Origin of the sequence: Halorientalis pallida (assembly GCF_049605515.1) — an archaeon.
Lineage (GTDB): Archaea > Halobacteriota > Halobacteria > Halobacteriales > Haloarculaceae > Halorientalis > Halorientalis pallida_A.
This window is the reverse complement of record NZ_CP187158.1, coordinates 2,137,688-2,155,108: the sequence shown is the minus strand read 5'-3', so window position 1 is coordinate 2,155,108 and position 17,421 is coordinate 2,137,688. Positions and strand designations below refer to the sequence as shown.

Below are 17,421 nucleotides of genomic sequence, written 5' to 3'. Positions count from 1 at the left end.
CGGGCCTCGTATCGCCGACGGTCGCGGTCGGCGGGTTCAGCTCCCGCCCAGCCCTCGCTCGTCGACGGTCTCCAGAAAGGCAAGGATCGGGCTGCCGTCGGTCTCGACGTACTCGTAGTCGACGGCGTCGAGCCCCTCGAGGATCTCGACGCGGACGTGGGCGCGGATGCGCTCCGGGTCGGTCGTGTCGGCGTCGATGTCGCCGACCAGCGCGGTGTCGTGGGTCACGAAGCCGAACCGCTCGATGTCGATGTCCGGCAGACTCTCCGAGAGCCGGATCGCGTTCTCCACGTCCTGTTCGGTGTACTCGTCGGTCGTCCGGTAGGCGTACCCCTCCGTCACGGGGTTGTCGACCGCCAGCACGACCACGCTGTCGCCGTCCCGTGCGCGCACGTCGAGGTACGGCTGGTCGAGGCTCGTCCCCCCGGGCTCCGCGGTCACGGTGTACGGTGCGTCCTCGGCGAGCGTGCTGAACACGTCGCGATGGAAGGCAGTCAGGCGCTCCCGTGCGGTCCGCTGGTCGTCGGCCAGTTCGCGGTAGGCGTCCTCCCACTCCGGGAGGAGCCTGACCGGCCCCGCCGTCTCTCGCCTGACCGCGCGCTTCTCCGGCCTGCTGAGCGGATAGTCTCGCTGGTCGGCGTCGTGGAGCGTGTCGGCGTTGGCTCGCCTGAACGCCGCCGTCAACTCCGTCCGGAGCGCCGTCCGCTGGTCGTGGAGCTCGCGCTCGACGGCCCGCAACTCCCGTTCGAGCTCGAACACCTCCTCGAAGTCCAGTTCGGAATCCATCGGTCTCGTCGGACGGTCTGGCGACACTACCAGTCGCCGCGACTTGTGCGTTCGGGCGAGTTCGGGCGTCGGGACCGCGGCCCGAATCGACCCGTCCGGCCCCGTACAGCCGACATTCCTTTGGCGGAGACGACTGAAATCCCCCCATGGCCGACGAGGAGATCGACGACGTGGACAGGGCGATCCTCCGGGCGCTCCAGGAGGACGCACGGAACATGTCCTCGGGGGACATCGCGGAGCGAACGGGGACCTCGGACAGCACGGTTCGCAAGCGCATCCAGCGACTGGAGTCCGAGGGGATCGTCAAGGGGTACAGCGCCGACGTGGACTACGCGAAGTCGGGGTATCCGCTCCGGATGTTGCTGTTCTGTACCGCCTCGATCCCCGAGCGTGGGGAGCAGATCCCGGAGATCCTCGCCATCGACGGCGTCGTGTCGGTCCAGGAACTGGTCACCGGCGAACAGAACCTGCTCGTGACCGTCGTGGGTGAGTCCGACGACGACATCACGCCGGTCGCACAGGAACTGCTGGAGATGGGGCTGACCGTCGCCGACGAGGTTCTCGTGCGGAGCCACGAGACGACGCCATTCGGCGGGTTCGAACCCGACGCGGAGTCATCGTAGGACCACGCGTTTCACGTCGAGCGGCGTCGCACGGCGGACCACGGCCCGGATCGGGTCCGCGGTGGCGGCCAGGTTGTCCGACTCGCCGTCGAGTACCAGCAGGGCCGCGTCCCGGCCCGGTTCGACGACGCCGCAGTTCAGCCCGACGGCCTCGGCACCGGCCGCCGTCGCCATCCGGAGGACCTCCCGGGCGGTCACGTCGAATGCCTTCGCGGTGACGGCCATCTCGCGGAACATCGAGGGCGGATTGAGCATCACGTTGTCCGTCCCGAGCGCGACCGTCGTGTGGTCCAGCAGGTCGCGGATCGGCGGGCGACCGACGCCCAGTACCTGGTTCGCACGCGGGCACACGGCGACCGGCACGTCCTGGTCGGCGACCCGTTCGAGGTGGTCCGCCTCCGCGTGGACCATGTGGACGAGCAGGTCGGGGTCGAGATCGAGCGCGGGGTGGATGTCGGTCGCGTCCGGCTCGCCGGCGTGGATGGCGAACGGAACCCCCGCGTCGCGGGCGGCCGCCCGCTCGGTCTCGAAGTCGTCGTCGTTCGCACCGCTCGCGCCGTACCCGTCCGCCACGTCGAGGACGCTCGTCGGCCCGCTCCCGAAGACGAACGGCGTAACCGAGGTCCCGTCCGCGGCCGCCCGGAGCGCCCGAGCGCCCGCCGGTCCGGACTCGCGGAAGTCGAGACACGCCGCCGTCCCGGTCTGTTCCATGAACTGGAGCGTGCGGCGCATCTCGGTGACGAGGGTGTCCCGGTCGGCGGCCGCCAGCCGCCGGTGTTTCAGGCTGTCCGGCGGTGCGACGGCCGCTTCGAGTCCGAGGTCGACGGCCGCCTCCTTGGCCACCGAATCCCCGAGGTGGGTGTGTGCGTTGACGAACGCCGGCACGACGATGTCCGACGCGTCCACGCTGGCCCGCTCGACGGCCGTTATCCGGCCGTCCTCGACGACGACGCGGCCCTCGACGGGCTCGAACGACGATCCGGCTACGACCGTCCCCTCGAACTGTTGCATACGCAACGCTCGTCTGGCTGCACAATATCGCTTTCTAACTGGGAGTGACGAACGGGCCGGTAACGAAACCCGATTTCACGACCGATTCGTCCGCGACTCTCTGCCAGCGGCGCCACGACGGCGACGGATCCCGCCCGCGACAGCCAGCCGGGCGAGACCGGATGCCGCCGTATTCCGCCCCTAACACCGGCGAACGGTCGCTGAACGTTCCTCCGGAGGGATCGCTGTGCCGTGTGATGGCGTACCATCATTTAGATCATAATGTTCTATAATGCGGCTTTGAGAGAACAATTTGATCGTATAGAAGGATTTAATACACAGTTCGTTCGTACTATGGGTGAACGCGGCGACATCAGTTCGCCGGGGTCGCGGTGGTCCCGGTGGGCTGGTGTACCGCCGCTCACAGAGCAAACGATGACAGGACAGAGCGGGCCGAAAACGGTGGGACAGCTCCCGAATACGTCGACGTCGACGCCGCGTACGCCGGCGGTGTTCACGCGATTCGTGTGGGCACTGTTCGTCGCGAGTCTGGGTGCGCTCGTCGCGCGACAGCTGACCGGCGGGAGCTGGGAGATTCCCGGACTGGTGGCCGTCGACGGGTTGACCGTCCTGCTGTGGGTCGTGGTCACCTTCTTCAGTGGTATCGTCCACAGTTACTCGCGGCGCTACATGGCCGGGAGCGAACACATCACGCGCTTTTTCACGCGCCTGTTCGCGTTCACGCTTTCCGTGATGGTGCTGGTCGCCGCCGACCACGTCGCCCTGTTCGGGGTCGCCTGGCTGGCGATGGGGCTGGTGATGGCCGACCTGATCGGGACCGTCCGCGGCTGGCCACAGGCCCAGGCCGCCGCGGCGCTCGCCCGCCGGTACTTCGTCGCCAGTAGCCTGTTGCTGGGCGCCGCCCTCGCGACGCTCTCCTGGGCGACGGGCGCGACGACGGTCTCGGGCATCCTGTCGGCCGTCGGGTCGGTTCCGAAGTCGATCCTGCTCGTGGCCGCGGGCCTGCTCCTGCTGGCCGCGATGGTCCAGTCCGCACTCGTCCCCTTCCACACCTGGTTGCTCTCCTCGATGACTGCGCCGACGCCGGCCTCGGCGCTGATGCACGCCGGCTTCGTCAACGCGGGCGGCATCCTCCTGCTCCGTTTCGCCCCCGTCGTCACCGTCGACGCGACGTTCATGCTCCTGGTCACGGTCGTCGGCGCGGCCAGCGCACTGCTGGGGAAACTCCTGAAGGCCGTCCAGACCGACGTGAAGCGCAAACTCGGCTGTTCGACCACCGGGCAGATGGGCTTCATGATCGCCCAGGCCGGCCTCGGCTTCTTCGGGGCCGCCATCGCCCACCTGATCCTCCACGGGTTCTACAAGGCCTACCTGTTCCTCTCGGCCGGCGAACAGGTCGAACACACCAGCCCGGAGAAATCGACGACCGGGACGGCGACCCTCGTCGGCGGTGCCGTGACGCTCCTCACGGCCGTCGCCGGCGGTGTCCTGTTCGCCCTCCTCACGGGCAAGGGTACCCACCTCGACAGCGGACTCTTGCTGACGGGCCTGATCACGCTGACGACGCTGCACGCGACCTGGACCGTGGTCAACAACACCGACGTTCCGGCCGCGGTCCGCTACGGTGTCGTCCCGCTGGTCTTCCTGCCCGCCATCGCCGTCTACGCCGGCGTCTACACCGCGGTCACCGCGGTCCTGTCCGGCGTCCCGCTCGTGACGGCACCGGCCGACCTGACGCTGGTCCACGGCCTCGTCGCGGTCGCCTTCCTCGCGGCGTACGTCGCCATCGAGACGGGGCTCTATCAGCGGAGCCGTCGCCTCTACGTGGCGCTGGTCAACGCCTCACAGCCGTCGCCCGGAACCCTGCTGACCTCCACGGAGGACTACAATGAATACTGACTCAGCGATCACCGAGAGCGTCGAACAGGCAGCAGACAGCGTCGGCTCGGTCTGGCCGCTCCACTCGTTCGTGACGGCCAACCCCCTCGCCGGATTCGAGGACCAGCCGTTCCACGAGGCCGTCGACCGGGCCGAGGACCTGCTCGGCGGCGACGGCTACCCGAGTCCCGACGTGTTCCGCCGGGCGTGGGAGACGGGCCGGATCGATCCCGACGTGCTGGCCGAGCAACTCGACGAACACGGCTACGACGCCGACCCCGAGGCGACACTCGACCGGATGGAAGCGACCGCCGACTCGACACCGGACGTGGACACGGCCGAGACGCCCGCGGATCGCGTCGACGCCGTCCTGACGAAGTGGCTCGCGGCCTTCCTGGACCAGGGGACGGCCACCTGGTCGATGCCCGACCGCGAGCAGGGCTTCTACGCCGCCGTCCGGTCGGTCGTCCCCCACGACGGCGACATCCCCGACGGGTCCGCCGACGCGTGGCCCGAGACCCCCGCCGACGCCATCGAGCGCGTCCTCGCCGACCACCCGAGAGACGAGTGGCCGGCGATCTTCGAGCACCACCTCACCGCGCTCCCGGGCTGGACCGGGTTCGTCAAGCAACGCGCCGCGGACGACGACGCCTGGCAGTCGACGTACCCGATCACACTGGCCGGCTACCTCGCCGTGCGTCTCACGCTGACCGACCTGTTCGACGCGCAGGTTCTGCCCGCCGAGCCGTCGACCGACGCCGAGGTGACCGAGGAGGCGGTCCCGCTGGAAGAAGTCTGGCTCTCGGCGTGGGAGGCCAGCTACCGCTCGGAACTGGTCGACGCCGTGGCCGACCGCAGTGCCGCGGCCGCCGAGACCGACGCCGACGGCCGCCCCGACGCCCAGTTCGTGTTCTGTATCGACACGCGCTCGGAGATAATCCGCCGCCACATCGAGGCCGCGGGCGACTACGAGACCCACGGCTACGCCGGCTTCTTCGGCATCCCCATGCGGTACGAAGGGTACGACGCCGACGTGAGCGTCGACGCGTGCCCGCCCATCCTCGACGCCCAGCACCGCATCACCGACCGCCCGACCGCCGACGCCGGCGACCAGGCGACCTACGACCGCTGGTCGAGCGCGAGCGAGGCGGGCGGCAAACTGGTGAAGTCGCTCAAATCCAACGCCGCGACCGCGTTCAGCTACGTCGAGAGCGCGGGCAGTGGCTACGGGCTGGCCCTGGCCGCCCGGACGCTCCTGCCCGGCCGCGTCTACGACGCCCACGAAGCCACCGACGAGCGCGTCCCCGACGCCCACGAGTTCTGTGAGCCCTCCGTCGACTACAACCCCGACGCCGTGACCGAGATTCGGGAAGGCCTCACGCTCGACGAGCAGGTCGAGTACGCCGAGACGGCCTTCGACCTGATGGGCTGGGAGCAGTTCGCCCGCCTCGTCGTCTTCGCCGGTCACGCCAGCCAGACCGCGAACAACCCGTTCGATTCGAGTCTGGACTGCGGGGCCTGCGCCGGCAACCCCGGCGGTCCGAACGCCCGCGTCCTCGCGACCATCTGCAACGACGAGGAAGTCAGGGCCGAACTCCGCGAGCGCGGCCACGACATCCCCGAGGACACCGTCTTCGTCGCCGGCGAACACAACACGACGACCGACGAAGTCGAACTGTACGACGGTGCGGTCCCCGAGAGCCACGCCGACGACCTCGAACAACTCCACGCCGACCTGGAGACCGCTCGCGCCGGCGCGGCCGCCGAACGCGCCGACGACATGGGTGCAGGCGAGAACGCTGGCGTCCGCGAGACCGAGCGCCGCGCCGCCGACTGGGCCGAGACCCGCCCCGAGTGGGGGCTGGCCGGCAACGCCGGCTTCGTCGTCGGCCCGCGCGACCTCACCGAGAACCTGGATCTGGACGGTCGGTCGTTCCTCCACTCCTACGACTGGTCGACCGACGACGACGGCGACGCGCTCGAAGCCATCGTGACCGGCCCCATGGTCGTCACGCAGTGGATCAACACCCAGTACTACTTCGCCACCGTCGACAACGGCGTCTACGGCAGCGGCTCGAAGGTCACCCACAATCCCGTCGGCAACGTCGGCGTCTACCAGGGCAACGGTGGCGACCTGATGACCGGCCTCCCGCTCCAGTCGCTCATGGCCGCCGACGACGAACCCTACCACCAGCCGCTCCGCCTCTCGACCGTGATCCACGCCCCGGTCGAGCGCGTCACCGACATCCTCGCCGACAACGAGGCCGTCACCGAACTGCTGGACAACGGCTGGCTCTCCCTGACCGTCGTCGATCCCGAACAGGACCACCGCGCGTTCCACTACGACGGCGAACTCAGCTGGACCGACCACGAGACCGCGACGACGGTGACGCCGACCCCGACCGACGAGGCGACCGCCGAAGCGACCGCCGACGACTGATCGGCGTTCGGATCCACTCGTTTCCCTGGGACTCCAGTCGGTTCGCCGACACCACGAGACCTGCGGTCTGCAACGTTTATGCCGCTCTCGGGACTGAGTACCAGCATGCCCGGCGATCGTGTCACTGTCTCTCTCACGGACGACGCACAGTCGTCGCTCGAACAGCTCACCGAACGAACCGACGAGAACAGAAGCGAGATCATCCGTGAGGCGATCTCGTTCTACGCCGCCAACTTCGAGTCGGCACGGGCGAGCGACAGCGACGACCTCCAGACGTACTACCGGATGCTGACGACGGGCGAACACGTGTTGCTCGACGTGGATCTGTTGCACGCCTTCCTCGACAACGTCGAGGGCGAGGACGGACCGGACCCGGAGTTCCTCGAGACCGTCGACCGCGTCGCCGAGTATCACACTCAGGAGTACGCACAGCGGTTCGATTCGCTTGGGGAGATCCTCGAATGGCTCTCCTTCTGTGGCTTTCTGACGGTCCGTCAGACCGAGGGGAACAGTTATCAGGTCGTGTTTCCCTCGGAGTCGGTCCGCTGGTTCATGGTGCGGTTCATTCAGGGGAGCATCGGTGACCTCCCCTTCGAGGTCGAGATCGAGGAGAGCGTCTCGAAAGTGTTACTGAGAGAGTGTGAGCGGTGAGGGCGTCTTCTCACGATTTCATACGTCTGATGCGCTGAATGCACAGTTCTCTCAACAACCCTTTTCTCCTGCTGGTAGTATCGTGATAACAGCTCACAATACAGAATCATGAACGTTATCCAACGGCTCAAAGCGATCGGTCCCGGTGCGATGGTTGCGGCGGCGTTCATCGGTCCGGGGACGGTAACGACGGCGAGTGTGACTGGTGCCCGGCTCGGCTACGCGCTACTGTGGACGATCGCGTTCTCGATCGTCGCGACGATCGTCCTGCAGGAGATGTCGGCCCGGCTCGGGCTGGTCTCGGGCGAGGGGCTCGGCGAGGCGCTCCGGAACCGCTTCGACAACCCGCTCGTCGAGTACGTCAGCATCTTCCTCGTCGTCGGTGCCATCGGCATCGGGACCGCGGCCTACGAGGCCGGGAACATCCTGGGCGGGGCCGCCGGACTGGCGACGATCACCGGCGTGAGTTCGACGGTCTGGGGCGTCGTGATGGGGCTGGTCGCCGGGGCCCTGCTGTTCACCGGCAAGTACAAACTGATCGAGCGGGCGCTGGTCGGCCTCGTGATCGTCATGGCGCTCTCCTTCGTCGCCTCGGCGGTCCTGATCGGCCCGGATCTGGGGGCCATCGCCGTCGGCTTCGTCCCCGGGATTCCGGACGGCTCACTCTACCTCATCACCGGGTTGATCGGGACCACCATCGTCGGCTACAACCTCTTCCTGCACGCGAGCAACGTTCAGGAGCGGTGGTCCGGGCCCGCGGATATCTCCGAGTCACGGACGGACACGATCCTCTCGATCGCCGTCGGGGGGTTCATCACGATCACGATCATGGTCACCGCGGCGGCCGCGTTCCCGCTGGGCACCGAGATCAGCGACGTCGGCCAGATGGCCCAGCAACTCGAACCGCTGGCGGGGCCCTACGCGAAGATCTTCTTCAGCATCGGGCTGTTCGCCGCCGGCTTCACCAGCGCGACGACCGCGCCGCTGGCCGGCGCGTGGGCGACGACGGGTGCCCTCGGCTGGGATTCCGACCTCAAGAGTCCGAAGTTCCGCGCGGTCTGGGGGACGATCCTGGCGGTCGGCGTCGGGTCGGTCCTGCTCGGCGGGAGTCCGGTCCAGATCATCGTCTTCGCGCAGGTCGTCAACGGTATCCTGCTCCCCATCGTCGCGATCTTCCTCATCTACGCGATGAACGAGACCGACCTCCTCGGGGAGTACACGAACGGCCCGGTCGCGAACGCGCTCGGGGCCGTCGTGACTATCATCGTCGTCTGGCTCGGCCTTCGAACGCTGTTGAGTGTCGCCGGGGTGTTGTAGATGAGCGACCGCGTCGTCGGCGTCGACGTGGGGGGCACGTTCACCGACGTGACTCTGCTGGTCGACGGCGACCTCGTCACGGCCAAGGTCCCGAGTACGGACGATCAGAGCGACGGCGTCATGGCCGGCATCGAGAAGGCCTGTGCCGACGCCGGGATCGACCCGGGAGAGATCGAGGGCTTCTCCCACGCCATGACCGTCTCGCTGAACGCCCTCCTCGAAGAATCGGGAGCCAGAACCGCGCTCGTGACGACCGAAGGGTTCCGGGACGTGCTGGAGATCGGCCGGCAGGACCGCCCCGACCTGTACGATCTCGACGCGGAGAAACCCGCGCCGCTCGTGCCCCGCCGTCGACGGTACGAGATCGACGAGCGAACGACGACCGAGGGCGTCGAACGGCCGGTCGACGCGGCCGAGGTCCGGGCGGTCGCGGACGCGATCCGGGAGAGCGACGCCGAGGCCGTCGCCGTGTCGCTGTTGCACGCCTACGCCCACCCCGAGAACGAGCGGACGGTCGCCCGCGTCCTCCGCGAGGAACTGGACGTGCCCGTCTCGGCCTCCCACGAGGTGCTGGCGGAGTTCCGGGAGTACGAGCGGACTTCGACGACCGTCGTGGACGCGTACCTGCGGCCCGCCATCGACCGGTACGTCGGCCACCTCTCGGAGCGGGCCACCGACGCCGGCCTGCCCGAACCTCGAATCATGCAGGCAAACGGCGGCATCACCGACGCCGAGACGGTCCGGCACAACGCCGTCCTGACGGCGCTGTCGGGTCCGGCCGCGGGCGTCGTCGGCGCGAACGAGATGGCGACTGCCGAAGACGACGACAGCGCACGACTCGTCACGTTCGACATGGGCGGGACCTCCAGCGACGTGAGCCTCGTCCGCGACGGCGAGGTCGAGCGCACGACCGACGGCGAGATCAACGACCGCCCGATCAAGACGCCGCTGGTCGACATCGAGACGGTCGGTGCTGGCGGTGGCTCCATCGCGTGGGTCGACTCGGGCGGTGCGCTCCGCATCGGCCCCCGGTCGGCCGGCGCTGAGCCGGGCCCGGCCTGTTACGGTCGCGGCGGGACGGAACCGACCGTCACGGACGCCAATCTCGTGCTGGGCTACATCGGATCGAGTACCAGTCTCGGCGGGGAACTTTCCCTCGACGAGGAGGCGGCCCACGACGCGATGGCCGACCTCGCAGAGCAGGCCGGGATGGACGGCCCGGTCGAAGCGGCCCGGGGCGTCTACCGGGTCGCCAACGCGAACATGACGCGTGCGATCCGGTCGGTCACGGTCGAACGCGGCTTCGACCCCCGGAAGTTCGGCCTCGTCGCCTTCGGCGGTGCCGGGCCGATGCACGCCGTCTCGATCGCGAGCAATCTCGACATGGAGCGGGTGGTCATCCCCCGCGCATCGGGCGTCCTCTCGGCGTACGGCCTGCTTGCCGCCGACGAGAAACAGGACGCGGTCCGGACCTACCAGCGCCCGCTCGAATCCGTCGACCCGGACGCCGTCGACAGCATCTACGACGAGCTGGCCGACGAGGCGCTGGCCGAGATAACCGACCCGGAGCGGGCGACCGTGACCTACTCGGCCGATCTGCGGTACGCCGGACAGAGCTTCGAACTCACCGTCGAGGTCGGCGACTCCTTCGACCCGGCGGACGCCAGAACCCGGTTCGAGGCGGCACACGAGGTCGCGTACGGCTACCGGATGGACGAACCGGTCCAGCTGGTCAACTGCCGCGTGACGGCGACGGTCGACCGCGACGTACCGACCATCGACTACGACGCGACCGGCGACCCGCTCAAGGGGGCCCGGGACGCGACCTTCGAGGACGGCGTGTACGAGACGCCGGTGTACGCCCGCGAGCGCCTCCAGCCGGGCCGAACACTGGGCGGCCCGGCGATCATCGAACAGGACGAGAGTACGGTCGTCGTTCCCCCCGCCTGGGACGTGCGGGTGCGTGACGACGGCGCCCTCGTCTCCGAGGTGACCGAACCATGACCGACGATATCGACCCCGTAACCCTCGAAATCCTGCGAAATCAGCTCGAAAGCATCGCCGAGGAGATGGGACACGTTCTCATCACCGGCTCGTACTCGCCCAACATCAAGGAGCGACAGGACTGCTCGACCGCGCTGTTCGACGCCGACGGAAAGATGATCGCACAGGCCGAACACATCCCGGTCCACCTCGGCGCGATGCCCGACGCCGTCGACGCGATCATCGACGACGACCCGAAACCGGGCGACGTGTTCATCGTCAACGACCCCTTCGCGGGCGGGACCCACCTCCCCGACATCACGCTCGTCTCGACCATCGCACCCGAGGACGAGGTGATCGGGTTCGCGGTCTCGCGGGCCCACCACGCCGACGTGGGCGGGAGCGCGCCCGGCAGCATGCCGCCGGGTGCCCAGGAGATCTACGAAGAAGGGCTCCGCCTCCCCGCCGTCCGCCTCGTCGACGGCGGCGACCTGAACGAGGCGGTGCTGGACGTGTTGCTGGCCAACGTCCGGACGCCCGACGAGCGCCGCGCGGATCTGCGGGCCCAGCGGGCCGCCAACGAGCGGGCCGAGGAGCGGATCGGCGAACTGCTCGACGACCACGGCTCGCTGTTGCTCGACGCGTTCGACGCCGTCGTCGACTACTCGCGGGCCCGTATCGAGTCCGAGATCGCCGACCTCCCCGACGGCGAGTACCACGCCCAGGACATCCTCGAAGGCGACGGCGTGACCGACGACGACATCCCGATCGAGGTGACGGTCACCGTCGACGGCGACCGGATCGCGGTCGACTTCGCGGGCACCGCTCCGCAGGTGGCCGGCAATCTCAACGCGCCGCTGTCCGTGGCCAAGAGCGCGGTCTACTTCGTCGTCCGGGCGGTCACCGACCCGGAGATCCCGTCGAACCACGGCTGTTACGAACCGGTCAGCGTCGCCGCGCCCGAGGGCACGGTCCTCAACCCCCGGCCCCCGGCCGCAGTTGTCGGCGGGAACGTCGAGACGAGCCAGCGCGTGACCGACGTGACCCTCGCGGCGCTGGCCGAGGCGATCCCCGAACGCGTCCCGGCCGGCGGGCAGGGGACGATGAACAACCTCATCATCGGCGACCGCGAGGGCGAGTTCACCTACTACGAGACCATCGCGGGCGGCTTCGGTGCCCGTCCCGACAAGGACGGCATGGACGGCGTACAGGTCGGGATGACGAACACCCTGAACACCCCGGTCGAGTCGATGGAGAGCGAGTACCCGCTCCGCGTCGAGACCTACGCCCTCCGCCCGGACAGCGGCGGCGACGGCGAACACCGGGGCGGGCTCGGACTCGAACGCTCGGTCACGGTCGAGACCGACGCGACCGTCTCCCTGCTCACCGAACGCCGCCGCACCGCGCCCGCCGGCGTTGACGGCGGCGCGGACGGCGCGATGGGCGAGAACCTCGTCGACGGTGAGTCGGTCCCGTCGAAGGCCTCCGTCGACGTGAGCGCCGGCGCGACCGTGACGATCCGCACGCCCGGCGGCGGCGGCCACGGCGACCCGGCCGACCGGGCCGACGAGGCACGGGAGGCCGACCGCCGTGACGAGAAGGTGACCGAATGACCGCGCGTCTCGGCCTCGTCGTTCCCTCCTCGAACACCACGGCCGAACCGGAGTTCCGGGCGATGGCACCCGAGGCGACGACCGTTCACGCCGCCCGGATGCCGCTGGAGGACGTGACCGCCGACGCCCTCGACGAGATGGCAGACGGTGCCGAACGCGCCGCGACACTCCTCTCACACGCCGCCGTCGACGGCATCGCCTACGCGTGTACGACGGGCAGTCTCCTGCACGGCCCCGGCTTCGACGCGGAACTCGAAGCGCGGCTGTCCGACGCGGCCGGCGCGCCGGCCGTCGCGACGGCCCTGTCGGTGCAACGCGCACTCGACGCGCTCGACGCCGAGACGGTCGCCGTCGTCACGCCATACGCCACCGAACTGAACGACCTGGAGCGGGAATACCTGGTCGACGCCGGGTTCGAGGTCGCCACCCTCGACGGCCGGGGGATCGTCGACAACACCGAGATCGGCGAGTTGACCGCCGCGGACGCGAACCAGCAGGTCCGGTCGGCCGTTCCCGACGATATCCCTGTGGACGCCGTCTTCGTCTCCTGTACGAACTATCGGTCCGTCCCGGTCCTGGGCGACCTGGAGGACACGCTCGACGTTCCCGTGATATCGAGTAACGCCGCGACGATGTGGGACCTCGCCGACCGGCTGGGCTTCACGCCAGCCATCGACACGGCTCTCAGCGCGGTCTGAGTGGCCGGGTACGACAATTTCTCTCGACCAGGAAAAGGGTGGTCAGCTGATGGGCCCTGGCGGATTCGAACCACCGACCGCCCGGTTACCCACAATCCCTGACCGCTGTCAGTGATTGGTATGAGCCGGGTGCTCTAACCAGACTAAGCTAAGGGCCCGTGTCCGGCCGTTCTGCGTGACTCGTCTTTAGCCTGTCGGGATTACAGCGGTAGCAAGGCGAAATCCCACCCGTTCACCGCTGGCTGAGCTTGTGGCGGAAGGCTTTCAGCGCGTTCTCGCCAGTGTCGGTGAGCGTGATCTGTTTCTGGCGGCCGACCGATTCCACCCGAATGTACGCCCGCTCGACCAGCGGTTCGACGATGTGGGTGTTCAACAGGGCGAACTTGGCCTTGTCGTTGGCGGGGTCGGCATCGGCCATGTAGGACAACGCCTCGTCCTCGGCGAACTCGATGAGGTCGGATTTCTTGGGCGTGTAGGCCTCGGTCGTGGCTCGCTGGACGTAATCGAGGATAGCGACCTGGTCGGTCGTCGGTGTCTCGACGGGGTAGGAGGGCAGCACTTCCACGTCGGCGACGCCTTCGGTCAGGGGTTCACGTTCCAGGGGTGGGACGTGTGACTCGGGGTGGACGTAGTAGGCTGTGGCGTCGGTCGCCATGCAGGCGATGGCACAGCCGATGTCGGCGAGTTTCGCCCCGCTGGCGACGTTGACGCGGACGATGTCGTCGTCGTGTTCGGCGGTGATGGTCGTGACGATTCCCAGGACCGCGTACACGTCCTGCAGGTCGACCGGCCGTCGGGTCACGCCGACGCCCTCGTCCTCCAACTGCTCCACGAGCTCGTCGTGGTACTGTGCGTGGTCGCCGGCGTTCTCAGCGGCCAGCAGGTACACCTCGTCGGCGTCGTAGGTCCGGATCGGTTCCAGAATCCGGTCGTGTTCGTACCCCAGCGGGGCGATGTGGATCTCCCGTATCTCGCGCATGGACTCACCGACCGCCGGCGGTGAACCGTCGGTCGTTCGTGTCGTTTGTACAGAAAGTAATGAGAGTACCGATACTATCTATTGTACGAATAGTAGCCGGCCAGTAGCTAATACCCGACCGGGGGTAGCTGTGTGTGCATGCCGGGTGACTCTGACACAGCGACGGCATGCACAGCCGCCCGCCGCTGACGTGGGTGGGTCGGGGGTGTCGGGCGACCCGGCATCGCCGGCTCACTGCCCTCCCTCCACGATTCGGCGTGCTGGTCTGGGTGGCCTGCGGCGGGTCGACCGCCGCGCGCTCGACGCACCACCCGCTCACGCTCGTCCCTGCAGGACAGAGAATAGCGGCCGCTCGGGGACTGAATCGAAGGAGAAGCGCCACCGCCAGGGTTCGAACCTGGGACAACCTCGTCTCTGCGGTGAACAGGCGTGACCTCCTCACCGTAACAGCGAGGTGCTCTACCAGCTGAGCTACGGCGGCACGTTCGCAGGCATTCCTGAGTAGCCGGAGTTATTTGATAGGGCTTTCGCTTTCGGGCGGCATCGACACGCTTTCACGGGGTCGTCGGATACGGCTCTCCATGACCGAGGAGTTCGACGCCGTCGTCGCGGCCATCCGCGACCGCGTCACGCCCGACGACGAGGAACGCGAGCGCCTCCGGACGGTCATCGAGCGGCTCACCCAGCGCACCGAGGCCGCCGCCGCCGACCTGCCCGTCGAGACCGACGTGGTGCTGGTCGGCTCCACCGCCCGGGGCACCTGGCTGGCCGGCGACCGCGACGTGGACCTGTTCGTCCGCTTCCCCGCCGACCTCGACCGCGAGGACCTCGAAGCGTACGGCCTCCGGGTCGGCCGCGAGGTCCTCCCCGACGGCCGCGAGGAGTACGCCGAACACCCCTACACCGTCGGCGAATTCGAGGGCTTCTCCGTCGACCTGGTGCCCTGCTACGACGTGGCCGACGCCACCGCCATCCAGTCGGCCGTCGACCGTACGCCCTTCCACACCGCCTACCTCGACGAGCGCCTGGACGACGACATCGCCGCCGACGTGCGCGTCGCCAAGGCCTTCCTGAAGGGGATCGGCGTCTACGGCGCGGACCTGAAGACCCGCGGGTTCTCCGGGTTCCTGACCGAACTGCTCGTCCTCGAATACGGTGGCTTCCGCCCGTTCCTCGACGCGGCCGCCGACTGGCACCCGCCGGTCGAACTCGACCCCGAGGACCACGCCGCCGAGCGCGAGACGGCTTCGCCGTCTCGGAACGACGAGGTCGGCACTGCCGACCTCGCTTTCGACGACCCGCTGGTCGTCATCGACCCCACCGACCCCGAGCGCAACGTCGCCGCGGCGCTCTCGGCCGCGAACGTCGCCCGCCTCCAGCACTACGCCCGCGACCTCCTGGCCGACCCCCGCGAGGACCGCTTCGAGCCCGACGAGCCCGACCCGCTCGACGCCGCGGCCGTTCGCGAGGCCATTGCGGCCCGCGGGACGACGCCGGTCGCGGTCACGTTCGACGCCCCCGATCTCGTGGACGATCAGCTGTGGCCCCAGCTCCGGAAATCCCGACAGGGCATCGTCGCCGAACTCGACCGCCGCGGGTTCGACGTGTTCCGGAGCGAGTCGTTCGCCGACGACCGGGCCGTCGTCTTCCTGGAACTGGCCGTCGCCGACCGCCCGGCGGTCGAACGCCACGACGGCCCGCCGGTCCACGTCCGCGACCACGCTCGCGGCTTCTACGAGAAGTACGCCCAGGCCGGAGAGGACTCGTCGGCCCCCACGAGCCCGCCCTACGGCCCCTTCGTCGCCGACGACCGCTACGTCGTCGAGCGGGCACGCGAGTTCACGACCGCTCGGGACTTCCTGGCGAGCGACGCTCTGTTCGAGGTCGCGCTCGGGGCTCACGTCGAGAGCGCGCTCGAAGCCGACTACGCGGTGCTGGTCGGTGACGATGTCGCGGCGCTCGCCGACGATTTCGGCGTCGAACTCGCTCGCTACTTCTCGCCGAAGCCCTGATCGCGCAGGTCGGCGAACACCTTCGTCGCGCGGTCTTTGACCTCCTCGTCGGGTTCGACCGGTTCGCGGCCGTCGAACACCTCGTGGACCATCGTGACGCTTTCGGCGAGCGTGTCGAGCCCGTAGCCACCCTCCAGCACGAACCCGAGGCCGGCGTCGGCCTCGTCGGCAACGTCTCGCATCCGGGTCGTCATGGCGCCGTACCCCTCCGTCGAGACGCGCATCCGGGAGATGGGGTCGTGGCGGTGGGCGTCGAAGCCGGCGCTGACGAGGATCAGGTCCGGGTCGAAGGCGACGAACTCCGGGCCGACGAAGTCGTCGATGGCGGCGCAGTAGTCGGCGTCGCCACACCCCGGCAGGAGCGGGACGTTCAGCGTCGTCCCCTCCCCTTCGCCCTCGCCGGTCTCGTCGATGTCGCCACTGCCGGGGTAGAGGCCGTCCTCGTGGATGGAGGCGTAGTACACGTCGCCGGTGTCGTAGAAGATGTCGTGGATGCCGTTGCCGTGGTGAACGTCCCAGTCGAGGATGGCGACGCGGTCGGCGTCGCCGTCGTCGATGGCCGCCCGCGCGGCGACGGCGGCGTTGTTGACGAAACAGAAACCCATTGCGTCGGCCTCGACGGCGTGGTGGCCCGGCGGTCGGCCGAGCGCGAAGGGCGTGTCGCGTCCGTCGTCGCCGGCCAGGGCTCGTTCGGCGGCCCACATGGCCTGCCCGGCCGCGGCCAGGGCGGCGTCCCAGGTCGCCTCGACGGCGACGGTGTCGTCGTCCCAGTCGCCACCGCCCTCCTCGCAGAACTCCTTGATGGCGCTGACGTAGCCGGCGTCGTGGACGGCGGTGACGGCCGACTCCGGTGCGGGGTCGGCGGCGACGTACTCCACGCCGTGCTTGCGCGAGAGCGACCGGCGAATCGCCCGGAGGCGGTCGGGGCTCTCCGGGTGGCGGTAGCCGGTCTGGTGATCGAGGCAATCCTCGTGGTAGCCGAAGTTCATCCGAAGTACTGGGCGAGTTCGAAGTACGCTTCCACGTCCTCGGCCTTGACGGTTCGGCGTTCGGCGTGGCGGGCCAGTTCGGTCGCGGCGGCGGCCACGTCGTCGGCGAACGACTCCAGCTGGTCGGCCAGCGCGATCCGGGCGTCCATCGACACCCGGTAAGAGTCGTCGATGTCGAGCCGTGCGATCCGGTCGACCGGTGCGATGGGGAGTTCGAGCGTGTCCTTGTCCGGGACCGACGAGACGCCGAAATCCGACGCCATCAGCGTCTTTCGCCCGTCGGCGGTCGCCCGCTCGGCGGCGTCGACGGCGAGGCGTGCGCCCCGCCGCTGGATCCGCCGCGCCAGTTCCTCGGCCGCCTCGGCGCTGACCCGAAGCGTCCCTGCGTTCCGTCGAATGACCGTGTCGACCGGCGCGAACGGGAGCTCGACGCTCATACGC

Annotated in this window: 14 protein-coding genes and 2 tRNA genes; 9 read left to right on the top strand and 7 right to left on the bottom strand. The window is 68.8% G+C overall.

From position 1 onward, the window contains the following. Positions 1–36: 36 nt before the first annotated feature. Positions 37–786: a hypothetical protein gene (locus ACOZ4N_RS12600; RefSeq protein WP_424016722.1), complete on the bottom strand. Its 750-nt coding sequence runs from the start codon at positions 784–786 to the stop codon at positions 37–39. A gap of 146 nt (positions 787–932) precedes the next feature. Between ACOZ4N_RS12600 and ACOZ4N_RS12595 the strand changes: the two genes are divergently transcribed. Next, entirely contained in the window at positions 933–1,409 is a 477-nt protein-coding gene (locus tag ACOZ4N_RS12595; RefSeq protein ID WP_424016721.1) for an Lrp/AsnC family transcriptional regulator, read from the top strand. Here the strand turns inward: ACOZ4N_RS12595 and ACOZ4N_RS12590 are convergent. After that, positions 1,401–2,420 carry an amidohydrolase family protein gene (locus ACOZ4N_RS12590; protein WP_424016720.1) on the bottom strand — a complete coding sequence of 340 codons (1,020 nt, stop codon included), beginning with the start codon at positions 2,418–2,420 and terminating at the stop codon, positions 1,401–1,403. The two genes, ACOZ4N_RS12595 and ACOZ4N_RS12590, sit on opposite strands and share 9 nt — an antisense overlap. A 414-nt stretch (positions 2,421–2,834) precedes the next feature. Here ACOZ4N_RS12590 and ACOZ4N_RS12585 point away from each other — a divergent pair, with 414 nt between their 5' ends. The 7 genes from ACOZ4N_RS12585 to ACOZ4N_RS12555 all read left to right on the top strand — a co-directional run bounded on the left by ACOZ4N_RS12585 (position 2,835) and on the right by ACOZ4N_RS12555 (position 13,000). After that, complete coding sequence (locus tag ACOZ4N_RS12585) at positions 2,835–4,319, top strand: proton-conducting transporter membrane subunit (protein WP_424016719.1); 1,485 nt, start codon at positions 2,835–2,837, stop codon at positions 4,317–4,319. Next, the gene (locus ACOZ4N_RS12580) at positions 4,309–6,738 is read left to right on the top strand and encodes a DUF2309 domain-containing protein (protein ID WP_424016718.1); all 2,430 of its coding nucleotides are present in this window, start codon (positions 4,309–4,311) and stop codon (positions 6,736–6,738) included. The genes ACOZ4N_RS12585 and ACOZ4N_RS12580 overlap by 11 nt, the downstream gene beginning before the upstream one ends. Positions 6,739–6,843: 105 nt before the next feature. Further along, complete coding sequence (locus tag ACOZ4N_RS12575; protein WP_424016717.1) at positions 6,844–7,389, top strand: ribbon-helix-helix protein, CopG family; 546 nt, start codon at positions 6,844–6,846, stop codon at positions 7,387–7,389. 108 nt (positions 7,390–7,497) lie between these two features. Further along, the gene (locus ACOZ4N_RS12570) at positions 7,498–8,706 is read left to right on the top strand and encodes an Nramp family divalent metal transporter (RefSeq protein WP_424016716.1); all 1,209 of its coding nucleotides are present in this window, start codon (positions 7,498–7,500) and stop codon (positions 8,704–8,706) included. Continuing rightward, positions 8,707–10,710, top strand: a complete 2,004-nt coding sequence (locus ACOZ4N_RS12565; RefSeq protein WP_424016715.1) for a hydantoinase/oxoprolinase family protein — start codon at positions 8,707–8,709, stop codon at positions 10,708–10,710. Next, the gene (locus tag ACOZ4N_RS12560) at positions 10,707–12,302 is read left to right on the top strand and encodes a hydantoinase B/oxoprolinase family protein (protein ID WP_424016714.1); all 1,596 of its coding nucleotides are present in this window, start codon (positions 10,707–10,709) and stop codon (positions 12,300–12,302) included. Before ACOZ4N_RS12565 ends, ACOZ4N_RS12560 begins: the two co-directional genes overlap by 4 nt. Next, on the top strand, positions 12,299–13,000 hold the full coding sequence (locus ACOZ4N_RS12555) for a maleate cis-trans isomerase family protein (RefSeq protein ID WP_424016713.1): 702 nt from the start codon (positions 12,299–12,301) through the stop codon (positions 12,998–13,000). Before ACOZ4N_RS12560 ends, ACOZ4N_RS12555 begins: the two co-directional genes overlap by 4 nt. Before the next feature lie 50 nt (positions 13,001–13,050). On the opposite strand, the gene ACOZ4N_RS12550 is transcribed toward ACOZ4N_RS12555, so the two are convergent. From ACOZ4N_RS12550 to ACOZ4N_RS12540, 3 genes are all read right to left on the bottom strand, one after another. Further along, positions 13,051–13,158: transfer RNA gene (locus ACOZ4N_RS12550), tRNA-Ile, on the bottom strand. 74 nt (positions 13,159–13,232) lie between these two features. After that, positions 13,233–13,979 carry a DUF6293 family protein gene (locus tag ACOZ4N_RS12545; RefSeq protein ID WP_424016712.1) on the bottom strand — a complete coding sequence of 249 codons (747 nt, stop codon included), beginning with the start codon at positions 13,977–13,979 and terminating at the stop codon, positions 13,233–13,235. 376 nt (positions 13,980–14,355) lie between these two features. Continuing rightward, positions 14,356–14,460: transfer RNA gene (locus ACOZ4N_RS12540), tRNA-Asn, on the bottom strand. 100 nt (positions 14,461–14,560) lie between these two features. Between ACOZ4N_RS12540 and cca the strand changes: the two genes are divergently transcribed. After that, positions 14,561–15,991 (top strand): CCA tRNA nucleotidyltransferase, encoded by a 1,431-nt coding sequence (cca, locus tag ACOZ4N_RS12535; RefSeq protein WP_424016711.1) that lies wholly within the window; start codon positions 14,561–14,563, stop codon positions 15,989–15,991. On the opposite strand, the gene ACOZ4N_RS12530 is transcribed toward cca, so the two are convergent. Beyond that, entirely contained in the window at positions 15,970–16,980 is a 1,011-nt protein-coding gene (locus ACOZ4N_RS12530) for a histone deacetylase family protein (RefSeq protein WP_424016710.1), read from the bottom strand. The genes cca and ACOZ4N_RS12530 overlap by 22 nt on opposite strands. After that, entirely contained in the window at positions 16,977–17,417 is a 441-nt protein-coding gene (locus tag ACOZ4N_RS12525) for a histone (RefSeq protein WP_129067990.1), read from the bottom strand. The genes ACOZ4N_RS12530 and ACOZ4N_RS12525 overlap by 4 nt, the downstream gene beginning before the upstream one ends. Positions 17,418–17,421: the final 4 nt, after the last annotated feature.